15 protein-coding genes and 1 pseudogene are annotated in these 19,730 nt (G+C 65.7%); 11 read left to right on the plus strand and 5 right to left on the minus strand.

Annotated features, from left to right (window positions below; all coding sequences use genetic code 11):
- Positions 1 to 228 precede the first annotated feature (228 nt).
- From LJ362_RS00400 to LJ362_RS00420, 5 genes and pseudogenes are all read left to right on the plus strand, one after another.
- Positions 229 to 1,623, plus strand: coding sequence for an NAD-dependent succinate-semialdehyde dehydrogenase (locus LJ362_RS00400; protein ID WP_264800221.1), 1,395 nt, complete (start codon positions 229 to 231; stop codon positions 1,621 to 1,623).
- A 209-nt stretch (positions 1,624 to 1,832) separates the two neighbouring features.
- Positions 1,833 to 2,111, plus strand: a pseudogene (locus LJ362_RS17015) (GntR family transcriptional regulator); the annotation flags it as partial.
- Positions 2,112 to 2,221: 110 nt separating this feature from the next.
- The gene (locus tag LJ362_RS00410; RefSeq protein ID WP_264800222.1) at positions 2,222 to 3,862 is read left to right on the plus strand and encodes a class I adenylate-forming enzyme family protein; all 1,641 of its coding nucleotides are present in this window, start codon (positions 2,222 to 2,224) and stop codon (positions 3,860 to 3,862) included.
- Positions 3,859 to 5,226, plus strand: a complete 1,368-nt coding sequence (locus tag LJ362_RS00415) for a beta-ketoacyl-[acyl-carrier-protein] synthase family protein (protein WP_264800223.1) — start codon at positions 3,859 to 3,861, stop codon at positions 5,224 to 5,226. Before LJ362_RS00410 ends, LJ362_RS00415 begins: the two co-directional genes overlap by 4 nt.
- Positions 5,223 to 6,428, plus strand: coding sequence for an acyl-CoA dehydrogenase family protein (locus LJ362_RS00420; protein ID WP_264800224.1), 1,206 nt, complete (start codon positions 5,223 to 5,225; stop codon positions 6,426 to 6,428). Before LJ362_RS00415 ends, LJ362_RS00420 begins: the two co-directional genes overlap by 4 nt.
- Positions 6,429 to 6,538: 110 nt before the next feature.
- On the opposite strand, the gene LJ362_RS00425 is transcribed toward LJ362_RS00420, so the two are convergent.
- Genes LJ362_RS00425 through pdhA form a run of 3 tightly spaced genes read right to left on the minus strand, consistent with a single transcriptional unit; the run spans position 6,539 to position 10,244 of the window.
- Positions 6,539 to 8,059, minus strand: coding sequence for a dihydrolipoamide acetyltransferase family protein (locus LJ362_RS00425; protein WP_264800225.1), 1,521 nt, complete (start codon positions 8,057 to 8,059; stop codon positions 6,539 to 6,541).
- Complete coding sequence (locus tag LJ362_RS00430; RefSeq protein WP_264800227.1) at positions 8,059 to 9,141, minus strand: alpha-ketoacid dehydrogenase subunit beta; 1,083 nt, start codon at positions 9,139 to 9,141, stop codon at positions 8,059 to 8,061. The genes LJ362_RS00425 and LJ362_RS00430 overlap by 1 nt, the downstream gene beginning before the upstream one ends.
- Complete coding sequence (gene pdhA, locus LJ362_RS00435; RefSeq protein ID WP_264800228.1) at positions 9,138 to 10,244, minus strand: pyruvate dehydrogenase (acetyl-transferring) E1 component subunit alpha; 1,107 nt, start codon at positions 10,242 to 10,244, stop codon at positions 9,138 to 9,140. Before pdhA ends, LJ362_RS00430 begins: the two co-directional genes overlap by 4 nt.
- A gap of 1,140 nt (positions 10,245 to 11,384) precedes the next feature.
- On the opposite strand from pdhA, the gene LJ362_RS00440 reads away from it, so the two are divergent.
- Entirely contained in the window at positions 11,385 to 11,945 is a 561-nt protein-coding gene (locus LJ362_RS00440; protein WP_264800229.1) for a hypothetical protein, read from the plus strand.
- Positions 11,946 to 12,481: 536 nt separating this feature from the next.
- Here the strand turns inward: LJ362_RS00440 and LJ362_RS00445 are convergent.
- Positions 12,482 to 13,423, minus strand: a complete 942-nt coding sequence (locus LJ362_RS00445) for a GlxA family transcriptional regulator (RefSeq protein ID WP_062244175.1) — start codon at positions 13,421 to 13,423, stop codon at positions 12,482 to 12,484.
- A 107-nt stretch (positions 13,424 to 13,530) separates the two neighbouring features.
- Here LJ362_RS00445 and LJ362_RS00450 point away from each other — a divergent pair, with 107 nt between their 5' ends.
- The 3 genes from LJ362_RS00450 to LJ362_RS00460 all read left to right on the plus strand — a co-directional run bounded on the left by LJ362_RS00450 (position 13,531) and on the right by LJ362_RS00460 (position 16,828).
- Complete coding sequence (locus LJ362_RS00450; protein ID WP_264800230.1) at positions 13,531 to 13,842, plus strand: putative quinol monooxygenase; 312 nt, start codon at positions 13,531 to 13,533, stop codon at positions 13,840 to 13,842.
- Between the two features lie 448 nt (positions 13,843 to 14,290).
- A complete protein-coding gene (locus LJ362_RS00455; protein ID WP_264800231.1) occupies positions 14,291 to 14,713 on the plus strand; it encodes a hypothetical protein in 423 nt (140 codons plus the stop codon).
- A gap of 165 nt (positions 14,714 to 14,878) precedes the next feature.
- Positions 14,879 to 16,828 carry a hypothetical protein gene (locus tag LJ362_RS00460; RefSeq protein WP_264800232.1) on the plus strand — a complete coding sequence of 650 codons (1,950 nt, stop codon included), beginning with the start codon at positions 14,879 to 14,881 and terminating at the stop codon, positions 16,826 to 16,828.
- Between the two features lie 261 nt (positions 16,829 to 17,089).
- Here LJ362_RS00460 and LJ362_RS00465 read toward each other — a convergent pair whose 3' ends face one another.
- A complete protein-coding gene (locus tag LJ362_RS00465) occupies positions 17,090 to 17,545 on the minus strand; it encodes an Lrp/AsnC family transcriptional regulator (protein ID WP_009883814.1) in 456 nt (151 codons plus the stop codon).
- A gap of 418 nt (positions 17,546 to 17,963) precedes the next feature.
- Between LJ362_RS00465 and LJ362_RS00470 the strand changes: the two genes are divergently transcribed.
- Positions 17,964 to 18,740 (plus strand): electron transfer flavoprotein subunit beta/FixA family protein, encoded by a 777-nt coding sequence (locus LJ362_RS00470; RefSeq protein WP_259358109.1) that lies wholly within the window; start codon positions 17,964 to 17,966, stop codon positions 18,738 to 18,740.
- 11 nt (positions 18,741 to 18,751) lie between these two features.
- On the plus strand, positions 18,752 to 19,729 hold the full coding sequence (locus LJ362_RS00475; protein WP_264800233.1) for an electron transfer flavoprotein subunit alpha/FixB family protein: 978 nt from the start codon (positions 18,752 to 18,754) through the stop codon (positions 19,727 to 19,729).
- Position 19,730: the final 1 nt, after the last annotated feature.

Here is a 19,730-nt window from a genome sequence, read left to right on the forward strand (position 1 = left end):
GGCGCGGTTCGGATTTCGTCGTGAATGATTCGGAATCCGCACCGCCTCGCCGAGGGGATCGCGGTCGATCCGGGACTGAGGATTCCCCCAGGTTTCGGCACTTGTTGCGCGGGTCACGTCTTGATAGCGTGGGTGGCAGGCATACGCATTCCGTCGATTCTGACGGCAAACAGGTATGCAATTGCTTCAGCGGCGCCAACAGGCGCGCACAAGTCAAAGGAGTCTGGAATGAGCAACGTAGGCAGTGCTGCAGGCGGCTACCGTGTCGAGAACCCGGCCACGGGCGAAGTCGTCGAGAAGTTCGACAATGCCACCGACGAAGAGGTTCAGCAGGTCCTCGAATCCGCACACAAGGGCTACCTGAGCTGGCGCGAGAAGACGATCGAGGAACGCGCCGCGATCGTCAACAAGGTCGCCGCTCTCTTCGGCGAGCGCAAGGAAGAGCTCGCGAAGATCATCGCCGAGGAGATGGGCAAGCCCACCGCCGAAGGTGAGGAAGAGGCCGAGTTCTGCGAAGAGATCTTCAACTACTATGCGAACAACGGACCGAAGTTCGCCGCCGATGAGCCGATCGAATCGATGTCGGGCGGCAAGGCCTTCATCCAGCGTCGCCCCGTTGGCCCGCTGCTGGGTATCATGCCCTGGAACTTCCCCTACTACCAGGTCGCCCGCTTCGCCGCACCGAACCTCGTGCTCGGCAACACGATCATCCTCAAGCACGCGGAGATCTGCCCCCGCTCCTCGGCGAAGATCGCCGAGATCATGAAGGAAGCCGGCATCCCCGAAGGCGTGTACAACAACATCTACGCCACCCACGACCAGATCGAGACGATCATCGCCGACGACCGCGTCGAAGGCGTGTCCCTGACCGGTTCCGAGCGTGCCGGATCCGCCGTGGCCGCGACCGCGGGCAAGCACCTCAAGAAGGCCGTGCTCGAGCTCGGCGGTTCCGACCCCTACATCGTCCTCGACACCGATGACATGAACGAGGCCGTCGACACCGCGTGGGGCACCCGCCTGTACAACACCGGTCAGGTCTGCAACGCGAATAAGCGGATGATCGTCATGGACGACATCTACGACGACTTCGTGTCCGGGTTGACCGAGCGGGCCCAGTCCTGGGAGAAGGGCACCCCCGCCGAGGCGGGCGACGGCAAATACTCGCCCTTGTCCTCGCGTTCGGCCGCCGAGAACCTGCGCAAGCAGCTCGACCGCGCCGTCGAGCAGGGTGCGACTCTCGTCGGCGGCGAGCTCGCCACCGACGGTTCGGCCTATGTCTCGCCGGCCGTTCTCACCGGAGTCACCTCGGAGATGGACGCCTACCGCGAAGAGCTCTTCGGCCCTGTGGCCACCGTCTACAAGGTCAGCAGCGATGACGAAGCACTGGCCCTGGCCAATGACTCGCGTTTCGGCCTCGGCGGCGCCGTGTTCGCCAAGGACGAGGAGCGCGCCGCGAAGCTCGCTCAGCGCCTCGACGTCGGCATGTCGAACGTCAACACCCCTGCCGGTGAGGGCGCGGAGATCCCGTTCGGCGGCACCAAGCGCTCGGGCTTCGGTCGCGAGCTCGGCCCCTACGGCATGGACGAGTTCGTCAACAAGCGCATGTACTACGTGGCTGACTGACTGAGGGCTGGCCTCAGCCTTCGTCGAGAAACGGGCTGGGTGTCGAGAAACGCATGTGCGCATGTGTTTCTCGACACCCAGCCCGTTTCTCACTGTTTTCGCCGCCTCCGGAGGGCCGGGCAATCGTTGCCGCAGGATGCGAAAGGAGACGCGCAGCTCCTGAAGGGCGCTCAGGCGACTGTGAATCTCAGATTCTGAAACGACGCGAGACGAAGACCGGCAGCGGCACCTTCGTCATCGCCTCCGCGCCGGAGACCGGACTGCACCTCGGCGACTACTCTTCCCAAGACCTCCACGAGGCCCGCCCGCACATCGAAGTCCCGGCTGCCGAGCTCGCGGCCACTCGCCGCACCGTGGCCGATCTCGTCCGCCTCCACGTCGTCATCGCCCGTGCCAGTGGGAATCGCGTGTTCGAAAGCGTCATCGCCGAACTCCGCGGAGCCCTGACCGCCCAGCCCGAGCTGCTCAACCTCGCCGCCAGCCGCCAGCCGGAGGACGCGGTTGGCGGCGCCGCTCCTATACTGGGGATCGGTGCTCGGTGCATGCCCAAGACGGCCCGGGAACGGGCCCGCGAGGAACGAATTCGAGGAGGACGGAATTGCCCATCACGTCGAGGATCCTCGAGGTTGCGGCCGCCGATCCGGACCAGTTGGCCATCGTCGGAGGCCCCTCTGGCAGCCCCGCCCACGATGAGAGCGCCCACCATGCCGAAGGAGCAAAGGTCCCACGCTCCCTCACCCATGCGCAGCTCGTCGCCGACTCGGCCACGATGTTCGCCGCCGTCGACGCCCTCCACCGTGCCCAGACCGATCCGCCGACTCCCGCGCCCGAGACCCACGCGATCCCGATCACGGCAGTGAGCCTCACCTCGGCGTTCGAGACCTCCCGCATCATCGCGGGCCTCGCCGGCTTCCGCGCGGTCTCGGCCACGATCGACCCCCGCTGGCCGCTCGACCATCAGGTCGGAGTCATCACGACCACCGGCATCGGCCTCGTCATCAGCGACTCGCCCCCACTCGCCGAGGCGCTCGCCGCCGCCGGCTGGACCGGAACCGTCATCACAGCGACCGACCTCCAAGCCCGCGAAGCCGCCATCGACCCCGCCGACACCGCACCGCCGACCGTTCGCGAGGCGCATGAGCCGTTCCTCATGCTCTTCTCCTCCGGCACGACGAGCAACCCGAAGGCCTTCATCAAGACCCGCCAGCAATACCGCGACAACGTGGCCGTGTCCTCGGCCCACCTCGAACCCTTCGCCGGAGTGGCCACCTTGGCGCCTGGCCCCGTGTCCTACAGCCTCACCCTCTACGCCGTCGTCGAAAGCCTCGCCACCGGCGGCAGCGTCCACGTCGCCGACGACTTCGACCCCTTCACCATGGGCTCGCGCATCACCGACGAAGCCATCACCCGCGTCGTCGCCGTGCCCGCCGTCGTCAAGGCCCTCGCCGAGGCGGCCCGCCGAACACCTGAGAACTTCCACGGTCTCGACCTCGTCGTCACCGGAGGAGCGAACCTGCCCGCTTCCATCCGCTCGGCACTCGCCGACGTCCTCCCCGACGCCCGGCTGATCAGCTACTACGGTGCCGCCGAGATCGGATTCATCGGCGACAGCCGTGATGGCGACGGCACCTGGATCTCGATCTACGACACCATCGGCGTCGAGGTCCGCGACGAATCCGGCGCCTGGCTGCCGGACGGAGAGATCGGCACGGTCTGGATCCACGCCGCCGCCTGCTCCGACGGCTATGTCACCGGCACCACCGACGCTCAGCTGCGACGCCCCGACGGCTGGGCCACCGTCGGCGACCAGGGACGGATCGAAAACGGACTCCTCCAACTCGCCGGACGGGCCGGTGACATCGCGATCACCGGAGGGCACAAGGTGTCCCTGCCCGAGGTCGAACGAGCCTTTGAGGGATTCGACCGCGAGGATCCGCGGTCGGGGCCGGGCCGCCTCGGCGAGGTCTGCGCGATCGCACTGCCCGACGACGGTCTCGGCAGCATCGTCGCCCTCGTCATCGAACCGGGTGCTCTGGGCTCCGGGAGCCATGCCGGGGATGGCGAATCGACTTTGCCCGACAAGGCAGCTCTGCTCGCCCAGGCACGGGCGAAGCTGGCCCCGCAGTTCGTGCCGCGACGGTTCTACTTAGTCGACCGGCTGCCGCGGACCGTCGGCGGGAAGATTCGACGCCACGAAACCGTTGACCTGGTCATGAGCGGAAAGGCACAGCGGCTGTGAACGCCTCCCGGAGCCATCAGCACCGACCGGACAACACGCGTGACGTCACCATCACCGGACTCGGCGCCATCACCCCGAGCGGCCAGGACCCCGAAACCCTCTGGCGATCTGTCCGCAGCGGTACCAGCGCCATCGACGTCCTCGCAGGTGAGCAGTTCGATGACCTAGCAGTGCGAATCGGCGGGCAGATCAAGGACTTCGACGCCGAGGCGGTTCTGCCCCGAGCGCTCGCCCGCCGGCTCAGCCCCGTCCAACATTGGGCCATCGCCGCGGCCGACCAAGCGCTGCGCGCAGGCGGCATCGAGTCCGCCGTCGACGATCTGCCCTGGGATCGCGACCGCACGGCCGTCATCGCAGCCACCGGATCAGGACCGGTCGACGCCATGCAGGAGGCCACGCGCCGCCTAGACGCCGACGGCCCCAGGTCCGTGCCGCTGACCCTGTCCATCCACGGAGCACCGGACTCCGCGGCAGCGCTGATCAGCCAGCGCTTCGACCTGCGCGGTCCCGGCCAGGGAGTCTCGGCGACGTGCGCTTCGGGGGCAATCGGCCTCGGCGAGGCGATGCGCCGCATCCGCCACGGCTACGCCGACGCCGTGCTCGTCGTCGGCATGGAGGACTGCCTCGGCCCGGTCAATCTCGCCTCGAACGCGAACATGCGCGCGCTCGCCGCCGGATACGAAGACGATCCGACCGCCGCCAGCCGCCCCTTCGACCGGGGCCGAAACGGCTTCGTCATGAGCCAAGGTGCGGCCGCGATCCTCCTCGAATCCGCCGACTCGGCGGCCTCACGTGGGGCGACGCCGCTGGCCGAGCTCGTCGGATTCGGCGCCGCCAGCGATGCCCACCACCCGACGAACCCGCATCCGGGCGGACGGGGAGCCGCTTCGGCTGTGGTCCAGGCAGTGAACGATGCAGGGCTGGAACCCTGCGATATCGACCACATCAACGCTCACGCCACGGGCACACCGGCCGGCGACCGCGCCGAACTCGCCGCCTTCGGCGCGGCCCTGGGGGAGGCGGGACGGTCGACCCCGATCTCGGCCACGAAATCGACGACAGGGCACCTCCTCGGCGCATCGGGGGTCGTCGAGGCGATCATCGCGACCCTGTCGATGCGTGATCAGACGCTGCCGCCGACGCTCAACCTCGACGACAACGAGTTCCCCGACTGGGACATCGTCACAGGTCACGCCCGTGAGATGGGCGGTGAACCGAACCTCGCCGAGGCGGCCGTCGACACTGTGCTGTCAACGTCGTTCGGCTTCGGCGGGCACAACGGCGCGATCATCCTGCGCCGCACCGCGCAACACACAACACCGTCAGCAGAAGCGACCGACCCCTCGACGAAAGAGAGACGATGACCGACCGTGAGACACGCGTGAGCGAACTCGCCGCGCGGTACCTGCCCGATGATGTGCTCGAACGATTCCGCGAACGAGCCGACGTCTATGACCGCGAGAACCGATTCTTCGACGAGGATCTGGCCGAGCTTAAGGACTTCGGCTACCTCACCCTCTTCGTGCCCGAGTCCCACGGCGGGCCCGGTTTGAGCCTGTTCGAGGTCACCCGACTGCAGCAGAGGCTGGCAGCGGCGGCGCCCGGAACGGCGCTGGCGATCAACATGCACCTCATGACCACCGGAGTGGTCAAGGCGCTGTCCGATCGCGGCGACGACTCGCTGAACTGGGTGTTCGACGAGGTCATGGCCGGCGAGATCTTCGCCTTCGGCATCTCGGAGCCGTCGAACGACTGGGTGCTGCAGGGCTCGAACACCGAGGCGGTGCCGACGTCCGACGGCGGATACGAACTGACCGGGGTCAAGATCTTCACTTCGCTGTCTCCTGTGTGGACCAGGCTCATCGTCCACGGTGCCGTGGCCTCCGACGACGACGGGATCGCCGGTCCCGATGCGGAGGAGCCCGCCGAGGGGCAGCTCGTCTACGGATTCATCGAACGCGATGCACCCGGGATCACGGTCTCGGACGAGTGGGATGTGCTGGGAATGCGGGCCTCGCAGTCGCGGGCGACGATCCTCGACCACGTGCCGATGAAACCCGAACGGGTCTCACGCGTCATCCCCGCCGGCAAACACCCCGATCTGCTCACCTTCGCGATCACGAGCAACTTCCAGCTGCTCATCGCTGCCGTCTATGCCGGAGTCGCGGCCCGTGCGCTCGAGCTGGGCGCCGCCGGACTGCACAAGCGGAAGTCAGCGAAGGCCGGCGTCACCTTCGCCGAGGTCCCCGAAGCCCGGACGCGCCTGGCCGACGCCCACCTCGACTTCAAGCCCGTGACGGCGATGATCGACGCGTATGCTCGGGACTTCGATGACCTCATCGACCACGGCTCCGGGTGGCCGTTGCGCCTGGTGGGGGCGAGGATCAAGTCCGCCGAGGCGGCCCGCCGCAGCGCCGAGACCGCGCTGATGTGCACGAGCGGCAGCGGATTCGGCAACAAGCACGAACTCTCCCGCCTCTTCCGCGATGCCACGGCCGGGCTCTTCCACCCGCCGAGCGCGGATGCGGCCCGTCCGATGTACGCGGCAGCGCTGCTCGACGGGTAGGGAGTTCGGCCCGCCGCTCGTTCAAGGCGAAGCGCACTTGTCGAAAGGTGTACCCCACGAAAAGTGCGCTGACGCTTGAACGACACCGAGGCGACCCTCGCCGGATGGCCTCAGAGCTCGGGCAGCAGCGAGATCGGGTTCTCGATGCAGTCGGCGACGAAGGTGAGGAACTCGCTCGGCTCCTGACCGTCGCACGCCCGGTGGTCGAAGACGAACGACAGGTACATCACTTTGCGTACCGTGAGCTCGCCGTCGACAACCCACGGGCGGTCCTTGATCCGACCGAGACCGAGCATGGCCACCTCGGGGAGATTGATGATCGGGGCCGAACCGTCGACGCCGAACACCCCGTAGTTGTTCAAGGTGAACGTGCCGCCGGAGAGTTCCGCCGGATCGAACTTCCCCGAGGCGGCCTTCCCAACGGTCTCGGACACGGAGTCGCGCAGCTGCCGCAGGCTCATCTCGCCGGCCCCGTGCACGACGGGAACCATGAGTCCGCGCGGGGTCTGCGCGGCCAAGCCGAGGTTGATGTCGCCGTGGGTGACGATCTCGCCGGCGGCCGTGTCGATCGAAGAATTGATGATCGGGTACTTCTTCAACCCGGCCACGACGAAGCGGGCGACGAGGGACAGCAGCGAATACTTCTCACCCGTGCGCGCCTCGAGCGCGCGCTTCGTTCCCAGCAGCTCGGTGGCGTCGACATCGAGCCAGATCGTCGCCTCGGGGATCTCCTGCCGCGACTTCGTGAGACGTTCGGACACGACCTTCCGCAGCCCCGTGATCGGGGTGCGGGTATCGCGGTCGGCCCGCCCGACAGGCGAAGGTGCCCCCACCGAGGTGGCGCTGCGTTGCGTGGTCGACTGAGGTTCGCCGGCTGGTGACGTCCCCGCGTGGACGTGAGCGCTCGCCGCTTCGACGTTCGCAGCCGTGCCCGACTCGATCGCGGCGAGGACATCGGCCCTGGTCACGACCCCACCCGGACCCGTGCCGGGCATGTGTTTGGCGCTGATGCCGTGGTCCTTCGCGAGCTTGCGCACAAGTGGGGAAGAGACGGGGGAGACGCGCTCGCTTGCCTCCGTCGATGACTCATCGGTGGAGGTCGACGTCTCTGCCGGCGGCTGCGATGGGGCGTCCGGGATGACGGTCGGAACAGCGGGCGCTTCAGCCGGGCTCGGAGTGGATGCCGCACCAAATTCGGCCGCACCAGGCCCGGCCGTGTGCTTGCCGCCGAACGAGCGCTTCTTCGTCGACCGGGTCTTCGGCTCCGATGTACCGTAGCCGATGAGGTTCGCGCCGCTCGATTCGCCGGCACCAGTTTCGCCGCCGTCCACAGCCCAGGCGCCCGCGCCCGCCTCAGCGCTCGCCTCGGCGCTCGCCTCGGCGACGGAGAGCAAGGGCTGACCTGCGCTCACGGTGTCCCCGGCGTTCGCGTGAAGGCTGACGATCCGCCCGGCGTACGGGCAGGGGAGTTCGACGACGGACTTCGCGGACTCGACCTCGACGACCATCTGATCGACGTGGACCTCGTCCCCGATCTCGACCTTCCAGGAGATCAGCTCCGCCTCGGTGAGGCCTTCGCCGAGGTCGGGAAGGATGAACTCGCGCGTGCCCGTATTCAGATCAGCACTCATCACAGCTCCCAATCCCAGGACTCGAGCGCATCGAGCACGCGTTCGACGGTGGGCAAATAGAACTCCTCGAGCTTCGGCGACGGATACGGCACATCGAATCCAGCGACCCTCAGGATCGGGGCCGACAGGTGGGTGAAGTTGCGCTCGGTGAGGCGGGCGGCCACCTCGGCGCCGTATCCGCCGAACTGCGCGGCCTCGTGGATGATCGCCGCGCGCGAGGTCTTGCGCACGGACTCGGACACCGTCTCATCATCGAACGGCGACAGCGTGCGCAGGTCGATGACCTCGATGGACAGTCCGTGCTCGGCCCCGGCCTCGGCGGAATCGAGCGCCGTCCGCACCGTCGGACCATAGGCGAGCAGGGTGACGTCGGTGCCCTCGCAAATGACCTGGGCCCGATTCATCGGCGCCGTCGTCACCGGCAGAGACAGCGTCTCCTTCATCCAGTACCGCGACTTCGGCTCCATGAACACGACCGGATCATCGGAGGCGATCGACTCGCGCAGCAGCGAATACGCATCGGCCGGATTCGACGGCGTGACGACGGTCAGACCCGGCGTCGACGTCCAATAGGCCTCGGACGAGTCCGAGTGGTGTTCGACTCCGCCGATGTCGCCGGCATAGGGAATCCGGATCGTGATCGGCAGGCTGACCCGGCCTTTCGTCCGGTTCCGCATCTTCGCCACATGGGACACGATCTGCTCGAACGCGGGGTAGGCGTAGGCGTCGAACTGCATCTCGACCACCGGGCGCATGCCGTTCATCGCCATGCCGATTGCGGTGCCGATGATGCCCGACTCCGCAAGCGGGGAATCCCAGACCCGGTTCGACCCGAATTCGGCCCTCAGTCCTTCGGTGACGCGGAAGACCCCGCCGAGGCGGCCGACATCCTCACCGAAGACGAGCACAGTGTCGTCGTCGGCCAGAGAATCGCGCAGCGCCTGGTTGAGGGCCTTCGTCATCGTCACCGATGACGGTGCTGCCATTGTCGCCGGTTCGGTGCTCGCCGAGGCGGCCGGTGCTGTTTCGTCGTTCACCGCGGTCGGATCGGACGTCGGGTCGGTGCCTGTTTCGACGCTCATGCGTGGCCTGCCGCGGCGAGTTCGGCTTCGAGGACCTGCTGCTGTTCGGCAAGGGCCGTGCGCGGGGTCGCATAGACGTGGGCGAAGAGTTCGCGCGGGTCGACCTCGGCCTCTTGGTTCATCGCATCGCGCACGGACGCGGCCAGGGTCTCAGCCGCCTCGGCGACCTCTGCGACCGTCGAATCGTCGAGGGCACCGGTCGTTCGCAGATACTTCTCGAGACGGTCGATGGGATCGAACTGCTTCCAGTGCTCGACCTCTTCTGAGTCGCGGTACTTCGTCGGATCGTCGGAGTTCGTGTGCGACTCCATCCGGTAGGTGAGGCACTCGATAAGGGTCGGACCGTCCCCATTCCGACCCTTATCGAGTGCCGCGGCGACGGCGGCGAACACGGCAGCGACATCATTGCCGTCGACGCGCAGGCCCGGCATCCCGTAGCCGGCGGCGCGATCGGCGAGCATCGTCGCGTTCGTCTGCTCCCGCAGGGGAGTGGAGATCGCGTACTGGTTGTTCTGCAGCACGAAGACCGTCGGGGTCTGCCAGACGGAGGCGAAGTTGAAGGCCTCGTGGGTGTCGCCTTCGCTGCTGGCGCCGTCGCCGAGGAAGGTCAGAGTCGCTGCATCCTCGCCTTTGAGCTTGGCGGCCATCGCGAATCCGGTGGCATGCAGAGTCTGCGTTGCCAGCGGTGTCGCCGCAGGTGAGGCGTGATACTCACGCGGGTCGAAACCGCAGTGCCAGTCCCCGCGGAAGGCGGCGAGGATCTCGGCGACGGGCACTCCGCGGGTCAGCAGCGCTGCCGAGTCGCGGTAGGTGGGGAAGAGCCAGTCGTTCGGGGCCAGCGCGGTGGTGGCCCCCACCTCGGCGGCTTCCTGTCCTGCCGCGGAGGGGTAGGTCGCAAGTCGACCCTGCCGGGTCAGATGCGTGACCTGCGCTTCGAACCGGCGGACGAGGACCATCTGCCGGTAGAGACCGGTGAGGGCGGCATCGCTGGGGATCCGCAGCCCTTCGGTCGGAGTGTCGGTGAGCCGGCCATCTGCGCCGATGAAGCTGATCGGCTGCAGCTGGGGCAGTGAGCGGCCTGTGGTGGGAACGTCAATGGTCATGGCCCCATGGTGGCGTGAGCCGAGTCACGATTCCATGGCTTAGGTGCAGGTGAGGACGGGCGGCCAAACGTGTCGCGAACTCGGGACGAAGGGGCCGGTTCCGGCAGGTCGAGTGGACGTTTGGCTGGACGGTGAGGGCTCTTTCACACAGCCGTGCGTGCAAGTCCAGCGCAGTAGATCAACATTTCTTGTGCAATTTCATCTTTCTGGGGGATGTGCGGAGGCCGAGTATGAACATAACCTCTATACCGGCCGAGAACTACCGGAGTTCCAGCAGAGAGGAATCATGTGAAGAAGATGGAGCTCAAGGCCCGGTGTCGTGGTCCGGAACCTACAAGATGAAGTCGAAGCAAACAAAGACAGCGACGTTCTCGGGCTCTGCGTCGTTGAGCAGCAAACGGCCATGCGCTCGTGCTCTGATGAAAGACACGATTTCGGGCAAGAACTACTACACGAGAACGACGTTCTGTGCAGGACTGTAAATGCTTAGATATCTAACTGCACTGCCCTACGCACTTCCGGTCGCGGCAGTTGGTGCGATCGTTGCAGCAGTAATCGCAAAGCCTGTTGGCCGACGGCTTCGAGAGCATCCAGTAATCGTGTTCTTCTGGATGGCAAGCGTGTCCGTTGTGATCGCTGCGACAGTGACACCGTCAGGGCACGCGCCTGGATTGAACGATGGTTTGACGACGACCCGAGTCTGGGCGTGGTCGTTCCCGGCCCCAGGGGCGCTATTCTCGGTCAATTGGCAGTCGATGAACCTGTTGCTTTTTGCGCCATTAGGGGTATCTAGTGGACTGTTCCTTCGGTTCCGCCACATTGTCGGGGCCGCTTCCATTGCAGCGTTACTGTCGCTGGCTGTCGAACTTGTCCAGTACATGGTTATCCCGCTGGGCAGAGCACAGTTCAACTCAGCGACGGTCGTAATCGGATGGGTCGGGATTGTAGTGGGAATGCTGGTGGGAAGACTGGTAGCGAGCCAGATTCGGAAGACTAAACAAAAAGGGGATCAAGGCCAGCTGCAGAGCTGACTATGCCCCAAGTGTCAATACTTCAGACACGCAGATAGGGAACGAACATAGATGGGTCGAGGCGAATACGATGATTGGACTCCGGCCGCACTGGATAGAACGGATAATTATGAAGAAGCTTGTCTCAATTGTTGGTGGGCTTGCCCTGGTCGCCGGTTCAACGTTCGCCGCGGGACCAGCATCGGCAGTGTTGAGTGAAGACATCCAGCCGGTAGCGTCTTCGCCTGCAGATGAAGACGCTCAAGTTGATTCGCTGCTGAAAGACGGTGCCGAAGCAGACCCGCTGGAGCTTGTACCCGGTGCGACCACCGACCCTGACAAGGTCAAAGAGATTGACGAGTCGGGAGCTCCAGCAACTGTAGTGGTCGATCCTGACAACGGGAAGATCGTCGCAGCAAAACTGGAAACCACAATCTCGGCCCACAAGATATCAATTGTCGGCCCTGGGTGTTCGGCGGCGAGCGGATATTTCTGTACGAGGGGCTCTAATTACTACGGGTTCAAAGGAACTGGCTCTCTGTCCGGGAAGTGGAAGAGCATCAAGTGGTTCCACACCGGCAATAAGCAGGGTGCAGTTCGATATGGAGGAAAGTGGCAAAGCTGGCACCCGAAGAACCGGGCCGTGCAACTGACGAAAGCCGTTACAGTGACTGGGCTAAAACGGCAGTAAAAGAAAGAAACGCAACTGTCACACTAAACACAGCTGAAGCCATGGACTATTCAGTTTTCGGCATCGAATTATGCGCGTTGTATTTGGGAACGTCCTCAGCGCTAGATGCTTTCGGGGTCTCTGCCCTGGTTCGCGGATAAGTGGCTCTTCCCAGATGAGGGTGTAGGTCGGCCGGGCGCGTCGGTCCGCAGATAGACGTCGAGATCTCCCTACGACGGAGGTTCCTACGCCATCCATCCGAAAGACCCCGACGTGTCCGACGCTACCCCGCCGGCCGGCTTCGGCCGCCCTGACCTGACCGCCTTCGCGTCTTATCCCAATCGACTCTGATCGGGTCTGCTGATCCTCTCGACGAGAACGCAGCGACATCACAGCCACCCAACCCCGACCGTCCGGGAAGCCGGGAGACGTCACATGGCCTATGCTGCGGGCGTGTCGAGTGGGTCGTCCAGGGGCGACGCAGGAGCGTCGACGCGACGTGCTGAGAGCTGGTTCCAGTCGAGTACCAGCACACCGGCTACAGGCATGGCGATAGGTCAGGAACGGCGTCGCTCCCTACGCAGGAGGGAGCGCAGAGTCTCGGCGTTCGCGTAGCCGACCCGTAGCGCGATCTCGGCGGAGGTGAGGTCCGTGGTTGCTGAGAGGTGCCGAGCTCGCTCGATGCGAAGCCGTTGGACGAAGCCGAGCGGAGTGAGGTTGAGCGCCGCACGGACTCGTCGTTCGAGGGTGCGCCGGCTGGTGCCGAGCGACTGCGCGACGAAGGCGACGTTGAACGGTTCGTCCAGGCGGGCGCGCACGAAGCGTTCGAACTCGACGACGATCGGGTCCTCGTGCCGGAGATGTTCGTAGGCGACGAAGGCCGCCTGCGACGGGCGCTCGTCGATGATGAGGAGCTTGGCGACGTGTTGGGCCAGGTCGGGGCTGATCGATCGCACGAGTGAGAGCGCGAGGTCGATGTGGGCGAACGCGGCGCCGGCGGTGACGAGGTTCCCGTCGACCACGACCATGGTGTCGAGATCGAGGGCGACGGTCGGATAGCGCTTCAGGAACTCCGGCCCCAGGAACCAGCTGGTCGTCGCCCGCCGATGATGCATCCGTCCGGTCTCGGCGACAGCGAACACGCCGGTGCACGCCGCGGCGATCCGGGTGGTCGCCTCGTCGAGGCGCCCGAGCGAGGCGATGACCGAACGAGCATCTCGGCTCTGGAGGGCGTCGTTGGTAGCGGCGGCCGTAAGGGTTCCAAGCGCAGGGACGACGACCACGTCGAACTCTGCGGACTCCGACAGCGGGTGGTCCACCGACAGGGTCATCGATGCCGTCGTGGTCACTCGCCGTTTCGGTCCGAGGATGGCGAGTTCGATCGGGTCGATCCGCGGGTCGACATCGCCGCGGGCTCCGTCGGCCACCCGCACGATGTCGATGATCGACGCGATAGCCGAACCGAAGCAGCCGTCGATCGCGATCAGTCCGATACGCATGACGTAAACAATAGCAATACTGCCGTATACGCCACTACCCACCGGCCCTCGCTCGTCATACGCTGAACTCGTCTCACAAAGAACCTCGACGTCAAGGAGAGTCCCTCATGTCCACACCCGCATCACTTCCGTATGCCTTCGTCGCCAAGATCGTCGCGGCCGATGGCCAGCACGACGCGCTCGCCGATCTGCTCGCCGGCGCTGTCGCACTCGCCAACGAAGAAGTAGGAACGATTGTCTGGTTCGCGGTCAGGACCCACGCCGATACCTTCTGGATCTTCGATGCATTCCCCGACGAGGCCGCTCGCGACGCCCACGCCAACGGCGCCATCGTCGCAGCCCTGATGGCCAACCAGCACCTCCTCAGCGCAGAACCCGAGATCATGGCGGCCGACGTCCTCGCGTCCAAGCTCCCGTAGTCCGCCAACGCACGAGACGATCGCGCCCCGCCGAGCCGTCGCCAGGTCGCGACGCAACGCCACGCTGCGTTGCCGAGCGGCGCGAGGCCTATCGGCACACCACACGGACAGGATGCCGGCCGCGAGCGCTCAGCCGGCGAGGGTCCGTCGCAGAGGAGAGCGACGTCGGTGTCGGGCAGAGCCGGGAGGCCAGCGCTTCGCGCGACCACCAGAACCGAACAGCCCCTGCCCTGCGTTTCCGCAGGTCAGGGGCTGTTCGCCGGGGCCGCCTGTCGGAATCGAACCGACGACCTGATTACGTCGGCTTTGCGTCTATCGCTTGATGCGCCCACTGGGCGAACGAACCGCTGACCTGCGCAAACGCCGAGCGTGGGGGACGCCGCCATCCGGTGGTGACCGACGACGACCGACCAGTACCGATCGTTTCACCGGAGCTTGCGGCGGCGTCATGAAGGCCCGTCCCGGCGAAGGGACCGGGCTGGCTGCGCTCGAGCGGATCTGTGCGGAGCTGTTCACTCTGCCCGATGTGCTCACCTTGCTCTTCGCCGACAACCCGATCATCAGCGATGAATCCTTCGCCGAGGCGGCGGCCGAGTCCCGGTCAGGCGCTGAGTCCAGCACGTGCGCTGAATCTGCGGATGCCGAGGATGATCCCCTCGAGGCCGTCATCGCGAAGGGGCAGGCGGACGGTTCCATCGATGAAGGCGTGCCCATCGGATGGGCGGCGGCGTTCGTCTACCTCACCATCGGCTCCGGACACCTCTACAGCGTGAGCGTCGGCGTCGACGATCCGACCGCACGCGCCCAGTCTCTCGAGCTGACCATCAGGGCGGTGCGGAAGACCCTCGCCTCGTCAGGGGCTGAGTGCTGACCAGGGCGTGAACACCGACCGGGCCCGCAGAGCTGTGTGCGGTACCGCCGACTCCCGAAATGTGATCTCGGTGAAGCCGCGGGGCCATGCCGAGGCAGTTGTGCGGCCGACGAGGTCTGACTTGTTACCGTTATTGCTTCAGTTCATCCTCGGCAGGAGCAATGCGTGTCTACTTTCTTCGACGGTCCCGAATTCCACGGAATGGCAGCGGGCGGCAGTATCAGCCATAACCCCGGCATGGGCGATCGGATGATGCGGGAGCTGGCGCCGTTCCTCAAGGCCGAAGGCGTCGACATCGACGATCCGAATGCGGACTTCACCGAAGCCGAATTCCACGCAGCCATGGAGAAGGCGCAGGAGGAGTACAACCGCCGCCTGTTCACCCCGGTCGGTGCCCACCGCGGACTGGCTCTGGGGAAGCTGCGGTCATTCTCCGTGGCCTTTGCCGAAGGCGACATCAAAACCGCGGAGGCTGTTGTGGCCTCCCTGCCCTCTGACCCCCAGGACTTCAACCCGAGCGTCGCGCAGGTGACCGGGGCGGCGATGGACCTCCTCGACGAATGGTTCACCGACGACGTGCACGGACCGAAGCTCGGCGGAGTGATGGCACCGAAGTGGTCGGCGAAGAAGTCCCGTGCCGTGGCCCGCGACATCCTGGCCCTGGCACATAAGGGCCGCGTCGTCGACAGCCTCGATCGCCTCATCGCCAGCAACAGCGGACGTCCAGTCCTCGAGGGCTCCATGCTCGCCGTAGCCGCCGCCGTCGCGCGGTTGGCCAAACGAAACAAGGTCTCGGAGCAGCAATTCGTCGACGAGCTCATGCCGCTCGACGGCTATCCGGAACCGGTTGCGGGCACCTACGGTTCCACCGACCGAGTGTTCCAGGACGACCAGGACGTCCAGGACGGCCCTGCCGCAGAACAGGACCTGCCTGAGTGGCTCGGCGGATCGAGCGCCGAGGCGAGCGCACAGGCGAATCCCCACGCCGACCCGCAGAGCGTCGACGAACGAATGGACGCGGTCGAGAAGACCGTCTACGAGATGCCGCTCTATCAGCGCTTCCGCGACTGGCTGGCCGAGACCTACGACGACGTCGACGAGGACTCAGAGGTCTTCGACATCGCCCACCTCCTGTTCTGCATCGCCGTGTCCTCCCGCGCAGATATCGACGAACCGGAGGGAATCGACGACCTCCTCGACGTCCTTGAAAGCTTCGCAGTCGACGGACAGGAGGAGGCCGAGAAGTCCGATGGCGAATCGCCGTCGACGGTGATCTTCCTCGACAGCCTCGAAGCTCTCGACAACTATCTCCGCTTCCGCATGGACACCGACGAGAACCCCGAACGCTGGAACGCCGCCCGCGCCCGAGCCGAGGCCGCGAGCATGCGCACCGACCCGCTGCCCTCGGCCCTGATGGCCGCAGTCGAAGCCAATGCCCTGAGTGAGGAGCAGCTCGCGCAGCCCATGCCGCACAATCGCCTCGTCGCCGGTGTAGCCGGCATTCTCGACTGGATCGGCGACTCCCGCCCGCTGACAGGTACGGGACGGGTGAAGCGGGCCGATATCGCCGAGGCGGCCGAAAAGTTCGGCATCAAAGCCGTCGGAGTTGCGTCGAACGCCCGGTACGAAGACGGCGTGAACTATGCGCGCAGCGCCGATGAGGTGCCCGTCCTCGAAGCGATGTGGGCCGTGATGCAGAGTGCTGAGATCACCGAGATCACCGGCACCAAGGTCCGCCCGGGAAGCGCCGCCGACGAGTGGAAGAAGGGTGAGGTGAGCGCGGATACCGCACTGCCGGTCATCGGCGCCTTCATCTACGAGCGGCTGCTCGACGTGATCAACCTCGTTCCCGGAGAGGACTACGGCGCCCCTGCGATCACGATCGCCCAACGCCTCATCGAGATCCTCACTCCTGACTCGGCACCCGAACGCCCCGACCTCGACCTCGGCGAGGTGCGCGCCGAGCGACTCTCCACGCTCTTGGCAGACGAGCTGCAGGAGCTCACCGAGCTCGGGCTCCTCACAGCCGACGGAGACACGCTGTCTGTCGAGCCGGTGTACAAGCGCATCGTCGCCGGTGCCGCGCTCATGCTGCTGTCGGGGCCGCGCAGCTGAACAGTGACTGCCTCGCAGGCAGTGCGACCGAAAAAGTCTCCATCGATCTGTTGTGTACTCTCAATCCTCGGTTAGGCTAACCTATGAGAAATACGCAACGCTGATCTTTCCTAAGGTGGTTGACACGCTAGCTTGAAGTGTTGGATCCGGCGTGGGCGGTTCTCTCTGTTTCACGTCAAGAAGCCCTCGGCACAAATTCCGGTGCCGGGGGCTTCGCTCTGTCAGAACTGAGTGCCCTATCGGGCGGAAGCGCCGCGTTCCTCAGCCGGCGCCCGGCCTGTGGCCCTCCGCCTCATCGAGGATGAGGAGTGAGCGGGAGGACACGACGCCCGGGACTTCGTGGATCCGGCGGAGGATCACCTGCGACAGCGCAGTGTTATCCGGGGCATTGACCGTCACCAGGGCGTCGATGTCCCCGCTGACGGCTTGGACCTTCTCGACGAAGGGAAGGGCTGCCAGGTCATCGCGGACCTGCGGCCAGGGGCGCTCGCCGATCTTGACGACGACGACCGCGGTCACGGTCATGCCGAGAGCCTCGCGGTCCACCTCGGCGGTGAATTTTCTGATCGCACCCGATTCGATGAGGGTGGTGAAGCGCTTATGTGCGGCGGAGCGGGAGATGTGGACACGTTCGGCCAGCTGGCGCACGCTCAGGCGCGAGTCCTCGACGAGGGCGGCGATGATGCTGCGGTCGATGTCGTCGAGGTCGAATGCCACGGGGCGCTCCTTCACCGTTGATGTCTGCGTCTTGCCTGCGACCTCTGCGTTCAACCTGCCCTGATGCACTCGCGCGGAGAGGCGGCGATGGCACCGGGAGGACTGGTCGTTCTCCTTCCCATTCTAGGGCCCCGCCTCGGCGAGGGGATGGCCCTGCGTCGAGGTCCCGTCGTCGACGACAGGGGGACCGCCTCGGCGAGGAGAGTCCGCATGGTTGCGGAGTCCGGCGCACTGGACAAATTCTGTCGATCGTTCGTACAGTTACGGAGATATCTGTGGTGCCTACCACGTACCATGGGTGATGGACATGATCGGTTCTAACCCGGACCCGGTCAACGGACGGAAATCAGCCACCTGTAGATTATGAGACGAAAGTCTCACGCAGCTGGAACTGCTTCACGAACCTAAGGAGTCATCCTTGAAGATCGCGGTGTTGGTCAAAGAGGTCCCGGATACGTACGGCGACCGCAAGTTGAACTTGGAAACCGGGCTCGCCGATCGCGGCGCCTCGGAAGCCGTCCTCGATGAGATCGGTGAGCGTGCCCTCGAGGTCGCCCTGACGCAGAAGGACTCCGACGGCGACACCGAGGTGACCGTCATCTCCATGGCGCCCGATACCGCGACTGCGACGATCCGCAAGGGTCTGGCCATGGGTGCCGACAATGCCGTGCACGTGGCCGATGAAGGCTTGGCCGGTGCGGACCTGGGCCTGACCGCCGAGGTGCTCGCCGCCGCTCTGCGCCGCGGTGAGTTCGACCTCGTCGTGACCGGCAACGTCTCCACCGACGGCAACGGCGGCATGATGCCGGCGATGCTCGCCGAGCACCTCGACTACCCGCACGTGACCGGCCTGACGACCGTCGAACTGGGCGACGGCAAGGTCTCCGGCACCCGCGCGGTCGAAGGCGGCAAGCAGCAGGTCTCGGCCGAACTGCCCGCCGTCATCTCCATCACCGAGGCGCTTCCCGAAGCCCGATTCCCGAACTTCAAGGGCATCATGGCGGCGAAGAAGAAGCCCTTCGAGGTCATCAGCCTGTCCGATCTCGACATCGATGCCGAGGACCAGTCCGTGGCCCGCTCGATCATGGTCACCGTCGCCGAGAAGCCGCCGCGCGAAGCCGGCGAGAAGGTCGTCGACGAAGGCAATGGCGGAGTCGAACTCGCCGAATACCTCACCAAGAACCGTCTGGCCTAAGGAGAATCGTCATGTCAGAATTCCCGCAGGACTCCATTCTCGTCGTCCTCACCGCCGATGCCGAAAGCCAGCTGGAGAAGCCGGCCGCCGAACTGCTCGGCGGAGCCGCTGAGATCGGCTCGCCCGTCGCCCTCGTGCTCGCCGTCGGCAGCGCCGAAGCCGCTGCCGAGAAGGCCGCCGAACTCGGCGCCGTGGCAACACTGACCGCCGCAGCCGCCGAAGGCAACCTCGGCACCGCAGCCGTCGACGCCGTGGCCGCAGCCGCGGAGCTCACTGCTCCCGACGCCGTGCTTGTGCCGAACACCCTCGACGGTCGCGACATCGCCGGTCGCTACGCCGTGCGCAGCGGATCGGCCGTGTGCGTCGACGCCGTCGGACTCGAACGCGACTCCGAAGGCATCGTGGCCAACCACTCCGTCTACGGCGGCGGCTACACCGCTTCCTCGGCTCCGACCTTCGGTGCCCCCATCGTTACCGTGCGCCTGGGCTCGATCGAGGCGCGTGCAGAAGCTCAGTCCGCGAACACGCAGGCCCTCGAGGTCGCCGATTCCGGTAAGCGCTCGGCTGCGATCGACTCGTTCGAAGCCGTCGTCGAAACCTCCTCGCGTCCAGAGCTGCGCGGTGCGCAGAAGGTCGTCTCCGGTGGTCGCGGCGTCGGTTCGGAGGAGTCCTTCGAGCTCGTCGGCGAATTCGCCGACACCCTCGGCGCAGCCCTCGGCGCGTCCCGTGCGGCCGTCGACGCCGGCTACATCGCCCAGTCGCACCAGGTCGGCCAGACCGGTGTGTCGGTGTCCCCGCAGCTCTACGTGGCTCTCGGCATCTCCGGCGCGATCCAGCACAAGGCCGGCATGCAGACGTCGAAGACCATCGTCGCAGTCAACAAGGACGCCGAAGCCCCGATCTTCGACATCGCCGATTTCGGCGTCGTCGGCGACCTGTTCAAGGTCGTTCCCCAGGCCATCGAATCACTGAACGAGAACAAGTCCTGAT

This window comes from Brevibacterium sp. JSBI002 (assembly GCF_026013965.1).
GTDB lineage: Bacteria > Actinomycetota > Actinomycetes > Actinomycetales > Brevibacteriaceae > Brevibacterium.